This window comes from Caballeronia sp. INML1 (assembly GCF_023631085.1).
GTDB lineage: Bacteria > Pseudomonadota > Gammaproteobacteria > Burkholderiales > Burkholderiaceae > Caballeronia > Caballeronia turbans.
This window is the reverse complement of sequence record NZ_JALQDT010000041.1, coordinates 83,987-96,427: the sequence shown is the minus strand read 5'-3', so window position 1 is coordinate 96,427 and position 12,441 is coordinate 83,987. Positions and strand designations below refer to the sequence as shown.

Sequence of the window (12,441 nt, the reverse complement as noted above, 5' to 3'; positions counted from 1 at the left end):
TCGCACCCCCTGGAATCCCCCACATCACGATCACTTGTGACCCAGCACTTGACTCTCAATACAGTTGCTTTCTTTGCTGCTGCAAAGAAAGTGACTGCCGCCCCGCACAGGGGCAGTGCTAATAAACCAACAAGAAAACGGGATCCGGCGAAAGCAGAAGCAAAACCAAAGAAATAACCCATAAACCCCTCGCTCTTCGCGCAATAGCCATTGCGAAACCCCTCCGATAATGGCCCCATCGCGCCAAGCGCACGCGCCGGCAAACGAAGAACAAACCCTCAACTTCCCCGGCAATCCGCCGATAAACAAATCAGCCATTGCGGCAGCGCCCGATCCAACGCCGCCTCACCAGGATTCAACGCATGTCCAATAACATTTTCAGCATTGGTCTTTCAGGTCTGAACGCAGCCCAATGGGGCCTCACGACCACGGGACAGAACATCAGCAACGCCGCGACGCCGGGTTATACGCTCGAGAAGGTTTCGTATCAGGAGTCTTCCGGCCAGTTCACAGGCTCCGGCTATCTCGGCAACGGCGTGCAGGCCGTCACCGTCACGCGTCAGTACAGCCAGTACCTGACGACGCAAGTGAACAACACGCAAGCGTCGAGCAGCGCGGCGAGCACGTACTACTCGCTGATCTCGCAACTGAACAATCTCGTGGGCGATCCGACCAAAGGCATCGCGCAAGGCATCACCAATTACTTTTCCGGCCTGCAGTCGGTGGCGAACTCCGCGAGCAGCGCCGCCGCGCGCCAGTCGCTGATGAGCAGCGCCCAGACGCTCGCGGATCAGATCAACTCGGCCGGCGAGCAATACGACCAGTTGCGTCAGAGCGTCAACACCCAACTGACGAGCGCCGTCTCGCAGATCAACAGCTACTCGCAACAGATCGCCGATCTCAACAAGCAGATCAACATCGCCAGCGCGGGCGGCCAGCAGCCGAACCAGTTGCTCGATCAGCGCGATCAGCTCGTCACCAACCTCAGCTCGATGATCGGCGTGCAGGTCGTGCAGCAGGACGGCAACTACAACGTTTTCATCGGCAACGGGCAGCCGCTCGTCGTCGGCAATACGCAATACGGGCTGCAAGCGGTGCCTTCGGCGTCCGATCCGAGCGAACTCGCGGTCGCGTTCCAGAGCCGCGACGGCACCACGCCGACAGCCGCAAACACGCAATACGTCGATAGCTCGGCGCTCACCGGCGGCGTGATCGGCGGCCTCATCGACTTCCGCACGCAGACGCTCGACCCGGCGCAGGCGCAACTCGGCGCCATCGCGACGAGCTTCGCCAGCCAGCTGAACGGTCAGAACGCGCTCGGCCTCGACCTGAGCGGCCAGCCCGGCGGCAAGCTGTTCGCGACCAGCGATCCGAACATCCTCGCCAACGCGCGCAACAAGGGGACTGGCACGCCGACCGCGACGATCGTCGACGGCACGCAGCCGCCCGCCAACGATTTCACCGTCACCTACGACGGCAGCAAGTACACGGTGACGGACCCGGCGACAGGACAGCAGCTCGGTTCGATCGATCCGGCCACGGAAACGCAGAAGACAATCAACGGCCTGAACATCGACGTGTCTTCGCTGACCGGCGTGCAGAAGGGCGACTCGTTCACGATCCAGCCGACACGCGCCGCGCTCGACAACTTCAAGCTCACGACGAGCAACGGCGCGGCGATCGCGGCGGCGTCGCCCGCGGTGACGTCGGCGGCAAGCACGAACACCGGCACGGCGTCGATTTCGTCGGCGACGGTGACGCAGAACGCGATGTCGTCGGACATCAACCTGACCTACAGCGCGACGGCGAACGGCTTCACGTCGGACGTGGCGGTGACCGTCGACGGGACCAGCTACGCCATCGGCCAGACCATTCCCTACGATGCGACGAAGGGCATGACGGTCTCGGCGAATGGCGTTTCCGCGACCATCAGCGGCACGCCTAAGGACAACGACGCGTTCAAGATCGCGCAGAACAAGGGCGGCACGAGCGACGGCAGCAACGCGCTCGCCATGGCGAACCTGGTGTCGGCGAAATCGCTCAACGGCGGCACCGACACGCTGACGAGTTCGTACGCGAACTACGTCAACACGATCGGCAACACGACCAATCAGCTCAAGGCGACGAGCACGGCGCAGACCGCGCTGCTGACTCAAGCGACTTCGGCGCAGCAATCGGTGCAGGGCGTGAACCTGAACGAAGAGGCGGCCAACCTTATTCAGTATCAGCAGCTTTATCAAGCGAACAGCAAGGTGATCCAGACCGCCTCGACGCTGTTCCAGTCGCTGCTCGGCATGTTCAACTGAGGTTAAACGCGATGCGTATTTCCAGTTCCCAGTACTTCAACCTGAACGTCGCTTCGATGAGCGACCAGCAGAGCACGCTCGCCTCGATGTATCAGCAGATTTCATCGGGCAAGCGCATTCTCACCGCATCCGACGATCCGCTCGGCGCGGCGCAGGCGGTGCAGCTCACGTTGAAGAGCGGCGCGCTCGCGCAATACAGCACGAACCAGACGACGGCGCTGTCGTCGCTGCAGCAGGAAGACGCCACGTTGAGCAGCGTGAGCAGCGCGCTCCAGAGCGTCCAGACGCAGATCGTGCATGCGGGCGACGGTTCGCTCACCGATTCGGACCGCACGGCGATCGCGAACACGATCCAGGGCTTGCGCGATCAGCTCTTCAGCCTTGCGAACACCACGGACAGCAACGGCAACTACATCTTCTCGGGGCTCAAGGGCGGCACGGCGCCGTTCTCGAACAATTCGTCCGGCACCGGCGCGAGCTATGCCGGCGACGAGGGCCAGCGCAGCGTGCAGATCAGCGAGGGCCGTTCGATTCCCGTGGGCGACACGGGTCTGTCGATCTTCCAGAGCGTATCGCCGATAGAGAGCGATCCGGTGTCGCGTGCCGCCGATACGAATTCGGGCACGGGAACGATCGGCCCGGTGAGCGTGAGCGACACGAGCAACCCGGGCAATGCGAGCCAGTACACGATTTCGTTCTCCGTCTCGCAGACGGACGGGACGACGAGCTATTCGATCACGTCGGTTCCGCCGGACAACACGTTGCCGACGAACGTGGCGTACACGGGCAAGACCGACATCACGCTCGGCGGCCAGAAGGTGACGATCGACGGCACGCCCGCGGACAAGGACTCGTTCACCGTGCAGCCGGCGGCGACCGACAACAACGACATCTTCGCGACGCTCGACACGATCGTGAGCGCGCTCAAGCAGCCGACGGGATCGCCGGGCGCTCAGGCAGCGTTGACGAATGCGCTGACGACCGCGGGCACGAAGGTGAACAATACGTTCAACAACGTGCTGTCGGCGCAGACGGTGGTGGGCGGACGCGAGCAGGAAGTGCAGTCGACGCAGACCTCGATGCAGACGAGCCAGACGCAGACGGCGAGCGATATTGCGAATCTGACGAGCATCGATCTGGTTTCGTCGATCAGCCAGTACGAGTTGACGCAGAACTCGTTGCAGGCGGCCCAGATGGCGTTTTCGCAGATTCAGAAGATGTCGTTGTTCGATTACATCGGGAGTTGATCGCAGCCGGGCCGATTGCCCGGTTCGCATCGGAGAAGCATCGTTCGAGGCGTCGGACGATGCTTTTTTTTCGCCTCCGCGACCGCGTCTTCGCGCTCGCCAAACGCTCATCTCAGCCGAAATTTCACAAACGCCCGGGCCGTGCAATGTACATTGCGGCCGCTGACAGCGTTTCGCTTCCGGCAACGTCCGCGCGCGATTTCACGAAGCGTGCAACCTGCCGCGGGCATCGCGCGTGACGGCGCGATTCTGCCCATAATGAAAGCGCCGATGTGCCCAGCATTCCCAAGCCGTTCACAAGAGAGCGTTAACGATGGAAGAGGTGAACAGGACGATCGAGCGCCGCGCGGGCGAGTGGGTGTTCGTGCGGCGCTATCTGACTGGAAGTGGCATCGACATCGGACCGGACCGATGTCCGCTTAGGGAACGACACCATCTGTTTCCCGGGATGACGAACTTGCTCTGGTGGAATACGTCGCTCGGAGGCGAGTCACACATGGCGGGTCAGAGCGACGCGTCGTTCGACTTCGTTCACGCGAGCGTGTGTCTTGCCACGCAGGACAATCCGGCGCAGTCCTTGTCGCGATGGCTCGATTTGCTCAAGCCCGGCGGCCATTTGCTCGTGACGGTGCCCCCAAATGACGACTCCGCGCTCAAGTGGCGCTTCACCATCGGCAAGCCGGCGAAAGCATCGTCGCAGTCGATCGATATCCTCGACCTCGCGCAGTCGGTCTCGCATGTCGCGCAATGCGAGCGGCTCGTCCTCGTTCGCGACGATATCGCCGACGCGGCGCCCGAAAGCGCGATCGAACTCATCATGCGTAAGCGCGACATCGCCAGTCCACGCGATTACGCGATGGCGATGATCGCCGCGGAAAACGCACGGGCGTGCATCGCCGCGTGCGAGGAAGCCATCGCCGCTTATCCGTACCGCGTCGAAGTGATTCTTTATGCGAAGGCCGAACTTTTGCGGTGGCGCGAGCCCGAGCGTGTCGATGCGCTGCTCGCGCGTTGCGTTGAACGGATGCCGAACGACCACCTGATACACCTTCGTCTCGCGCTTCACACGATCGCGCGCGGGCGGCTCAACGAGGGATTCGCGCTGCGCGAAAGTCTTGCCGAACAGTTCGGCTGGGAGCGACGCACGAAAGCGCAGCCGCCGACGGGCATCGCGAAGTGGAACGGCGAACCCCTCGCGGGCAAGCGCATCGTCATCTGGAGCGAGTTCGGGCTCGGCGATGAAGTCTTCTTCTTCCGCTTTGCGCGCATTCTTCGCGAGCGCGCGGGCGCGGCAAGCGTCGGCGTGGTTTGTCAGACGCCGCTCGTCTCGCTATTCGAGGCATCGGGAGAAGCGGATGTGGTCATCGATGTAAAGGCGGCCGATGTGCTTCCGGCGTTCGATTACTGGGTCTATCCGCACGCGATCCCCGTGTTTCTGCCACTCGATCTGGAGGCGTTGCCGCAATCGGTGCCTTATTTGCGCGCGCCGTGTTTCGGGGTGCCCGGCATGCCGCAAGTCCACGAGAGCGCGGTGAAGGTCGGTGTGGTCTTCAAGGGCGAACCGAGCCACGAGAACGACGCGGCGCGCTCGCTGCCGTCACTGTCCGTGCTCGATGATCTTTTCGCGATCGATGGCGCCGAGTTCTTTAGTCTTCAGAAGGGCGAGGGGGCGCGGGAAGCGGCGGGGTATGCGGCGCGGTTGGGTAATTTTCACGATGTCGGCGTGCTCTTGACTAGCATGGCCGATACCGCCAGTGCGATCGCTGCGCTCGATGTTGTCGTTACTGTCGATACGTCGGTGGCGCATGTTGCGGGCGCGTTGGGCAAGCCCGTTTGGTTGATGCTGCCGGCGGATGGCGATTGGCGATGGCATTACTATCGGGAGGACAGTCCTTGGTATCCGACCATGCGGCTGTTGAGGCGGCCGTCTCATGCTGACTGGAGCGAGGTTGTGGCATGTATCGGCGCGGGCCTGGTTGAATGGGCCGCAAAGCGTCGCGCGGATGGCCGGTAGACTGCTTTGCCGTTTTTTGCCGGATCGCCGTGTGGCGTTGGTTTATTAGCAAAACGAACATCAGCTTTCCATGCGTCCTGAAACCGCACCTTCGTTATCTATTTGCACTTCTGCGCCTTCCACGCGCCGCACGATCGAAATCGACGAGTATCGCTGACAGGCCGGACATCAGAACATCCCTCGAGCCACTCTTCCCGCCTCCAAAATCCCCCCATCGAAAATCCGCTGAAAAAACGGCATGAGATTGGGCACCATAAGCTGGAGCAAAAGAAGCCCGACGAGCATCGTCACAGGAAACCCCACCTGAAAAATCCCGATCTGCGGCGCAGCGCGATTAAGAATCCCAAGCGCGAGATTCGCGATCAACAACGCCGCCACGATTGGCAACGCGAGCAGCAACCCCGTCGAAAAAACGCTGCCGCCATAACCCACCAGCACACGCCAGCCTTGCGCATGCGACGCCGCCGCGACGACATTCGCCTCGATCGGCACGCTCTGAAACGTCGTGATAAGCGCGCTCACCAACTGCAGATGCCCGTCGAAGACGAGAAACGCGAGCATCGCGAGCGTATTCAGATAACGCGAAACCACCACCGCATTGCCGCCCGCGCGCGGATCGTAAAGCATCGCGAAGCCAAGGCCCATCTGCTGGCCGATGAACTCGCCGGCCGCATCGACAGCGGCGAACGCGATCTGCATCACCATGCCGATGGCCGCGCCGATCAAAAACTGGTTGACGATGATCCAGACGCCCGCCGCGGAAAACACCGTCGCCTGAGGCATGGCGGGAAGCGTCGGCGCGACGATCAGCGAAATGAACGCGGCGAGCGCGATCTTCACGCGCATCGGAATCGCCATGTGGCTCAGCACGGGCGCGGTTGCTATCAACGCGAGAATGCGCACGAACGGCCACAGAAACGCCGTGAGCCAGCCGTTCAGTTGCGCGTAAGTGACGGAGAACATCGAGCGAAAGTCAGCCCGTGATCGCGGGCGTGATCGTGAAAACGTGGCGCATGTAGTCGAGCAGCGTCGACAGCATCCAGGGTCCCGCGATCACGAGCGTCACCGCCACCGCGATCAGCTTCGGAATGAACGACAGCGTCGACTCGTTGATCTGCGTCGCCGCCTGGAACAGGCTCACGACCAGACCGACGACGAGCGCGACCAGCAATAACGGCGCGGCGAGCAGCAAGGCGACGTACATCGCCTGATGCGCCATCGTCATGACGGATTCGGGTGTCATGGGCGTCTCCTCAGGATACGAAACTTTGCGCGAGCGAGCCGATCAGCAACTGCCAGCCATCGACCAGCACGAACAGCATCAGCTTGAACGGAAGCGCGATCGTCGTTGGCGAAACCATCATCATGCCCATCGACATCAGCACGCTCGCCACCACCATGTCGATGATGAGAAACGGAATGAAGATCGTGAAGCCGATCTGAAAGCCCGTCTTCAGTTCGCTCGTGACGAACGACGGCACGAGCAGCGACAGCGGCACGTCCTCAGGACCGTTCATCGGCGCGGCCTTCGAGATGCGCGCGAAGAGCGCGAGATCCGATTCGCGCGTCTGCTTCAGCATGAACTGCTTGAACGGCGCGACGCCGCGCGTCATCGCCTGGTCCATCGCGATCTGGCCTTCGGAGAAAGGCTTGTACGCGTCGGTGTAGGCGCGATCGAGCACGGGCGACATCACGAAAAACGAGAGAAACAGCGCGAGGCCGACGAGCACCTGATTCGGCGGCGTGCTCGTCGTGCCGAGTGCCTGGCGCAACAGCGACAGCACGATGATGATGCGCGTGAAGCTCGTCATCATCAGGACCATCGCGGGGAGGAACGAGAGCATCGTCAGCAGCAGCATCGTCTGCACGCTGAGCGAGTACGTCGTGCCGCCGTTCGGGCCGGGGCTCGTGTTGAAGGCCGGCAGGCCCGCCGCGCTCTGCGCGAACGCGAGATACGGCATCAGACCGACGATGACCGGCAGCGCGATCTTCACGCCGCGCACGATGTTGCGACTGACCTGCATTACTTGCTCCCGCCGACGAACCGCTTGAGACGCTTGCCCGCGATGCTTGCGAAGGCATCGAGAAACCGCTGACTTTGGAAAATGACGAACGTGATAGCCATGAAAACCTGCCTGTTTCGATAGGCTGAATTGTCGGCCACGCGGATGTCGAACGATGGCGCGAAAAGAGGGGAAAACCCGCGCCAACTCGTTCTATTGCGAAGCGCTCGCCGTAAACGAACATCGGGCGTTCGATCCTTGCGGATCGCGCCCGATGTATCGGTCAAACGAACGAACTTACTTGACGAACTTCTGGAGCCGCTTGTTCGCTTCGCCGGCGAGGGCATCGCGGAACCTCGCGCCGAAGCTCCCGGACGGCGGCGGCGCCGGCATACTGACGCCGTCCACTTCCGCCGATCCGGCGGGCATCGTGTGCAGCAGCCGCACGTTGCCGGGGCCCGCGCCGAGCACGAGCCACGTATCGCCCACTTCGACGACCGCGACGCGCTCCTTGTTGCCGAGCGATGCGCCGCCCACCACCTTCACGAGACCGCCGCGCTTGCCGCCCTGAAAGCCGAACTTGCGCGCGAGCCACGCGCAGCCGAACACGAAGCCGATCACGACGACGAGCCCGACGAGCGTCTGCAGCACCGCGCCGAAACCCAGCGACGGCACCGCGGTGCCCGCGCCGACGCCCGAGGCGATTTGCGCGGCGTGGTTCACCGCGTTCATGTCGGCGGCGACGGCAAGAAGAGGCGTGCAGCAGAGCAGCGCGACGGCCAGGCGTTTCATCGATTCAACTTCCGGATGCGTTCGGACGGCGTGATGATGTCGGTCAGGCGAATGCCGAACTTGTCGTTCACCACGACCACTTCGCCCTGCGCGATGAGGCAGCCGTTCACGAGCACGTCCATCGGCTCGCCCGCGAGGCCGTCGAGTTCCACGACCGAGCCTTGCGCGAGTTGCAGCAGGTTACGGATGGCGATCTTCGTGCGCCCGAGCTCCACCGTCATCTGCACGGGGATGTCGAGAATCATGTCGATGTCGTTGCGCGTCGACGGCGCCGCCGCCTTCGACAGCGGCTGGAACACGCCGGCGCTCGCGGCAACCGGCGCGTCGTTGCCGTTTTGCTCGGCGAGCGCGCTCGCCCAATCGTCCAAAAGGAGCTCGTCGCCTTTTTCTTGCGCACCGGGCGCATCGTTCTGCATCAGATCACTCATATCCACCTTCCTTCATCGTGTCGCTCGCGCTGATCATCTTTTGCACGCGCAGCGCATATTGACCATTGAAAATTCCGTAGCCGCATTCCATGACCGGCACGCCGTCCACTTTGGCGACGACCTGTTCCGGAATGTCGATCGGCAGCACGTCGCCCGCGCGCATGTTGAGAAGCTGTTCGAACGACGAGCGAATCTCGGCGAGATCCACCGTCAACTCCACTTCGGCCGACTGCACTTGCTGCGACAGCACGCGCACCCAGCGGCGGTCCACTTCGAGCGCTTCGCCCTGGATCGGCGAGGAGAGCACGTCGCGGATCGGCTCGATCATCGAGTACGGCATGCAGATGTGCAGCGTGCCGCCCGTCGAGCCGAATTCGATCGTGAACTGCGTCACGATGACGATCTCGTTCGGCGTCGCCACGTTGGCGAACTGCGTGTGCATCTCCGAGCGCATGTATTCGAACTGCAGCGGCTTCACGCTGCGCCACGACGTCGCGTAGTGTTCGAACACGAGGTTCAGCAGCTTGCTGATGATGCGCTGCTCGGTCTGCGTGAACTCGCGGCCTTCGACGCGTGTGTGAAAGCGCCCGTCGCCGCCGAACAGGTTATCGACCACGAAGAACACGAGGTTCGGGTCGAACACGAACAGCGATGTGCCGCGCAAGGGCTTCACGTGGACCAGGTTGAGGTTGGTCGGGATCGGCAGGTTGCGCGTGAATTCGCTGTACTTCTGCACCTTCACCGGGCCGACGGAAATTTCCGCTGAACGCCGCATGAAGTTGAAGATGCCCACGCGCATGAGGCGCGCGAAGCGGTCGTTGATGATTTCGAGGCCGGGCATCCGGCCGCGGACGATGCGTTCCTGCGTCGCGATGTTGTAGGGACGTACGCCGGCGGGCTTTTTCTCGTCAGCTTCCTGATCGATTTCGCCGGTGACGCCCTTGAGGAGGGCATCGACCTCCTCTTGCGACATGAACTCTTCGTGGCCCATGACTCTTTACTCGCTGATGCGGCGTTACTGGACGACGAATTCGGTGAACAGCACCTCTTCGACGCGCACCGGCTTCTCGGCCGAGCTCGCCGCGGTCTCGACCGCTGCGCGCAACTCGCCCGCGAGCTGTTTCTTGCCGTCGACGGTCGCGAGATCGTCGGGGCGTTTGCCGGAGAGCAGGAGCAGCACGCGGCTGCGGACTTCGGGCATGCGCTCGGTGACGAGCAACTGGACCTTTTCGTCCTTGAGCTTGAGCGTGAGGCCGGCGCGCAGATAGTGCATGGTGCCGTCGTCGGACTGAAGGTTGACCGTGAGCGATTCGAGCGGGAAGAACACGGGCGGCGGTTCGGGCGCCGGTTTCGCGGGGCCGTGATTCTTGCCGAGGAAGAAGTAAGCGCCGCCGGCTCCCGCGCCGAGGAGCACGATCGCGCCAACGGCGATGATCAGGATCTTTTTGAGCTTGCCGCTCTTTGCGGGAACGATGGGTTGCTGGTTTGCGGTCGTGGTAGCCATGAATGCGTGCCTCTTTCGATAGGGTGAATTGTTGGCTATCGGCGTGTAAAGCGATGGGTCGAACAGAGGGGGCTTTTGGGGTTATTCCATCTGATTGCTTTTGCCTTTACGGTTTGGTTTTGGCGTTGCTTCTGCTTTCGCCGGATCCCGTTTTCTTTTTGGTTTATTAGCACTGCCCCTGTGCGGGGCGGCAGTCACTTTCTTTGCTGCTGCAAAGAAAGTAACCAAAGAAAGCAGCTCGATATGCCCGCGGTCACACGCAGTTTGGCCACGCTTGCCAGCCGATCGTGGGCTGCCTAAGTGTCGCCCTCATAGGTCCAACCGGGCTTGGATCGCACACGGTCTGACGAGCTAGCCCTCTAAGGACACAGGTTCAGCACGAAATAGCGCCGGCACAGCGCTACGCGCTGCCGCAGGGTCTGCAAGGGAAACCAACGAATTACCAATGCGGCGAGATAGAGCCGTTAGCAAAAAGAGTACGGGCAGACCGAATTGAGGACCGGTCGGCCGCGAAGCGGGCTGGAGCTATTTGGTGCTGAACCAATTCGCTATGCGACGCGGGGCGACAGACCGTGCGCGATCCAAGCCGGATTAGTCCTATGAGGGCGACACTTAGGCAGCCCACGGTCACCTGGCAAGCATGGCCAAACTGCGTGTGACCGCGGGCTTATCGAGCTGCTTTCTTTGGTTACTTTCTTTGCAGCTGCAAAGAAAGTGACTGCCGCCCCGCACAGGGGCAACGCTAATAAACCAACAAGAAAACGGGATCCAGCGAAAAAAATTCAAGCAAACGTATCAACAAGCCCAACCGTGCGCCGCACATTCAAACCCACGCTGGAAGCGACAGAAGAACCATCCCCCCCGCCGATGCCTCGCATCGCATCCCCCTTCGAGCCAGAGCGCTCACGACCGCTCTCCTGCTGCGACTGCCGCGCAAACGCCGACCCATCCGAAACCGAAGCACTCCCAAGACTGATGCCGTTCGCCTCCATCGCCTCACGCAGCTTCGGCATGGCAGCCTCGACCGCCTCGCGCACCTGCGCATGCTGCGACACGAACAGCGCGTGCGCATGATTCTCGGACACCTGCAACGTCACCTGCAACGGCCCGAGATCCCTGGGATTGAGCGTCAGTTCAGCGCTCTGCTGATCCGCCTTCGACAGGAACACGACCTTCTGGCTGAACGCATCGTCCCAGCCGGACGCGCCCACGTGCGGCGCAATCGCCGCGCTCGTCGCCGACGCCATCGCGCCTTGCGGACTCGACACCGCCGAATTCCCCGATGCCGTCTGCATCGCCACCGCGTGCGCGGCCGCGTCGGCGGCTTGCTTGTACGCGGCAGTCGCGGCATCCGCGGGCGTCGTCGCGACTGCGAGCGCCGTCGCGTCCGTCGCCTTGGCATCCGCAGTCGCGTTGTTCGCCACCCCGATCAGACCCGCGCCCTTTCCGCCCCTGGCGAAAAGACCGCCTTGACCCTCACTGTTCGCGCCTTCGCGCGCCGTCGTCGTCAACGAACCGTTCGCGGGCTGTGCGTTCGGCGGCGCGTTGTTCAGCGAAGCGAGCGCCGCCTGAAGCGCGTCCTGCGATTTCGCGTCGCCGCTCTTGTGCGTCTCGCCGGTCGATTTGGTGTCGTCGGTCGAAGCGGTGGCCGTCGCGGCGGTGGCGGCGTCCGTCAGATCGGCGAGCGCGGCGGTGTCGGTGTCGCTGTCGTCGGCATTGGCGGCGTCTGCGCGCGCTTTGGCCTGCGCCGCAGCCGTAGCTGCATCCGGCGCAGAACCGGGCGTCTGCGCCGCGGGCTTCGAAGCCTCCGCCGTGTCGGTCTTGCCCGTATTCTTCGATACCTCTTTCGACGCGTCCGCCTGATCGGACTTAGCGGCCGCCTGCGTATCCGGCGCGTCATCGCTCTTCGACGCAGCAGCGCACGCGCTGTCATCCGGCTTCGGCGCGTCGTGCACGCTCGACTTGTCCGAGGACGAGTCGGCGAGCGCCTGCGCCGCCTGCGCGTCGGCATTGGCGCGGTCGGTGATGCTTTGCAGCGTCATGCCGAACGACGCGCCCGCGCTCGCCGCGCGCTGCGCCGCGACCTTGCTCGATGACGTGGCGGCCGTCAGCGCGCCGGAAAGGGATACGGAAGACATGCGAGTCTC

At 62.7% G+C, this 12,441-nt stretch carries 12 protein-coding genes; 3 read left to right on the top strand and 9 right to left on the bottom strand.

From position 1 onward, the window contains the following. Nucleotides 1-182: hypothetical protein (locus tag NCR38_RS13060; protein ID WP_250477205.1), on the bottom strand; the 182-nt coding region annotated here is incomplete at its 3' end. A gap of 180 nt (nt 183-362) precedes the next feature. Between NCR38_RS13060 and flgK the strand changes: the two genes are divergently transcribed. From flgK to NCR38_RS13045, 3 genes are all read left to right on the top strand, one after another. After that, on the top strand, nt 363-2,306 hold the full coding sequence (gene flgK / locus NCR38_RS13055; RefSeq protein ID WP_250477204.1) for a flagellar hook-associated protein FlgK: 1,944 nt from the start codon (nt 363-365) through the stop codon (nt 2,304-2,306). A gap of 11 nt (nt 2,307-2,317) precedes the next feature. Then, a complete protein-coding gene (flgL, locus tag NCR38_RS13050; protein WP_061120239.1) occupies nt 2,318-3,553 on the top strand; it encodes a flagellar hook-associated protein FlgL in 1,236 nt (411 codons plus the stop codon). A gap of 313 nt (nt 3,554-3,866) precedes the next feature. Next, complete coding sequence (locus NCR38_RS13045) at nt 3,867-5,567, top strand: methyltransferase domain-containing protein (RefSeq protein WP_250477203.1); 1,701 nt, start codon at nt 3,867-3,869, stop codon at nt 5,565-5,567. 168 nt (nt 5,568-5,735) lie between these two features. On the opposite strand, the gene fliR is transcribed toward NCR38_RS13045, so the two are convergent. From fliR to NCR38_RS13005, 8 genes are all read right to left on the bottom strand, one after another. Then, nucleotides 5,736-6,530 carry a flagellar biosynthetic protein FliR gene (gene fliR, locus NCR38_RS13040; protein WP_250477202.1) on the bottom strand — a complete coding sequence of 265 codons (795 nt, stop codon included), beginning with the start codon at nt 6,528-6,530 and terminating at the stop codon, nt 5,736-5,738. 10 nt (nt 6,531-6,540) lie between these two features. Beyond that, the gene (fliQ, locus tag NCR38_RS13035) at nt 6,541-6,810 is read right to left on the bottom strand and encodes a flagellar biosynthesis protein FliQ (protein ID WP_008352562.1); all 270 of its coding nucleotides are present in this window, start codon (nt 6,808-6,810) and stop codon (nt 6,541-6,543) included. A gap of 10 nt (nt 6,811-6,820) precedes the next feature. Further along, nucleotides 6,821-7,591 carry a flagellar type III secretion system pore protein FliP gene (fliP, locus tag NCR38_RS13030; protein ID WP_250477201.1) on the bottom strand — a complete coding sequence of 257 codons (771 nt, stop codon included), beginning with the start codon at nt 7,589-7,591 and terminating at the stop codon, nt 6,821-6,823. Between the two features lie 276 nt (nt 7,592-7,867). Next, a complete protein-coding gene (fliO, locus tag NCR38_RS13025) occupies nt 7,868-8,362 on the bottom strand; it encodes a flagellar biosynthetic protein FliO (RefSeq protein WP_061120244.1) in 495 nt (164 codons plus the stop codon). Then, nucleotides 8,359-8,778: a flagellar motor switch protein FliN gene (gene fliN, locus NCR38_RS13020; protein WP_371881045.1), complete on the bottom strand. Its 420-nt coding sequence runs from the start codon at nt 8,776-8,778 to the stop codon at nt 8,359-8,361. Before fliN ends, fliO begins: the two co-directional genes overlap by 4 nt. A gap of 4 nt (nt 8,779-8,782) precedes the next feature. Then, nucleotides 8,783-9,781 carry a flagellar motor switch protein FliM gene (fliM, locus tag NCR38_RS13015; RefSeq protein ID WP_061120246.1) on the bottom strand — a complete coding sequence of 333 codons (999 nt, stop codon included), beginning with the start codon at nt 9,779-9,781 and terminating at the stop codon, nt 8,783-8,785. A 24-nt stretch (nt 9,782-9,805) separates the two neighbouring features. Beyond that, a complete protein-coding gene (gene fliL, locus NCR38_RS13010) occupies nt 9,806-10,294 on the bottom strand; it encodes a flagellar basal body-associated protein FliL (RefSeq protein ID WP_061120247.1) in 489 nt (162 codons plus the stop codon). 782 nt (nt 10,295-11,076) lie between these two features. Next, complete coding sequence (locus NCR38_RS13005; RefSeq protein ID WP_250477200.1) at nt 11,077-12,432, bottom strand: flagellar hook-length control protein FliK; 1,356 nt, start codon at nt 12,430-12,432, stop codon at nt 11,077-11,079. Between the last annotated feature and the right edge of the window lie 9 nt (nt 12,433-12,441).

Bases quoted from the DNA above. Each gene is read 5' to 3' on its own strand.
- flgK (WP_250477204.1), top strand. From the start codon at position 363: ATGTCCAATAACATTTTCAGCATTGGTCTTTCAGGTCTGAACGCAGCC.
- flgL (WP_061120239.1), top strand. From the start codon at position 2,318: ATGCGTATTTCCAGTTCCCAGTACTTCAACCTGAACGTCGCTTCGATG.
- NCR38_RS13045 (WP_250477203.1), top strand. From the start codon at position 3,867: ATGGAAGAGGTGAACAGGACGATCGAGCGCCGCGCGGGCGAGTGGGTG.
- fliR (WP_250477202.1), bottom strand. From the start codon at position 6,530: ATGTTCTCCGTCACTTACGCGCAACTGAACGGCTGGCTCACGGCGTTT.
- fliQ (WP_008352562.1), bottom strand. From the start codon at position 6,810: ATGACACCCGAATCCGTCATGACGATGGCGCATCAGGCGATGTACGTC.
- fliP (WP_250477201.1), bottom strand. From the start codon at position 7,591: ATGCAGGTCAGTCGCAACATCGTGCGCGGCGTGAAGATCGCGCTGCCG.
- fliO (WP_061120244.1), bottom strand. From the start codon at position 8,362: ATGAAACGCCTGGCCGTCGCGCTGCTCTGCTGCACGCCTCTTCTTGCC.
- fliN (WP_371881045.1), bottom strand. From the start codon at position 8,778: ATGCAGAACGATGCGCCCGGTGCGCAAGAAAAAGGCGACGAGCTCCTT.
- fliM (WP_061120246.1), bottom strand. From the start codon at position 9,781: ATGGGCCACGAAGAGTTCATGTCGCAAGAGGAGGTCGATGCCCTCCTC.
- fliL (WP_061120247.1), bottom strand. From the start codon at position 10,294: ATGGCTACCACGACCGCAAACCAGCAACCCATCGTTCCCGCAAAGAGC.
- NCR38_RS13005 (WP_250477200.1), bottom strand. From the start codon at position 12,432: ATGTCTTCCGTATCCCTTTCCGGCGCGCTGACGGCCGCCACGTCATCG.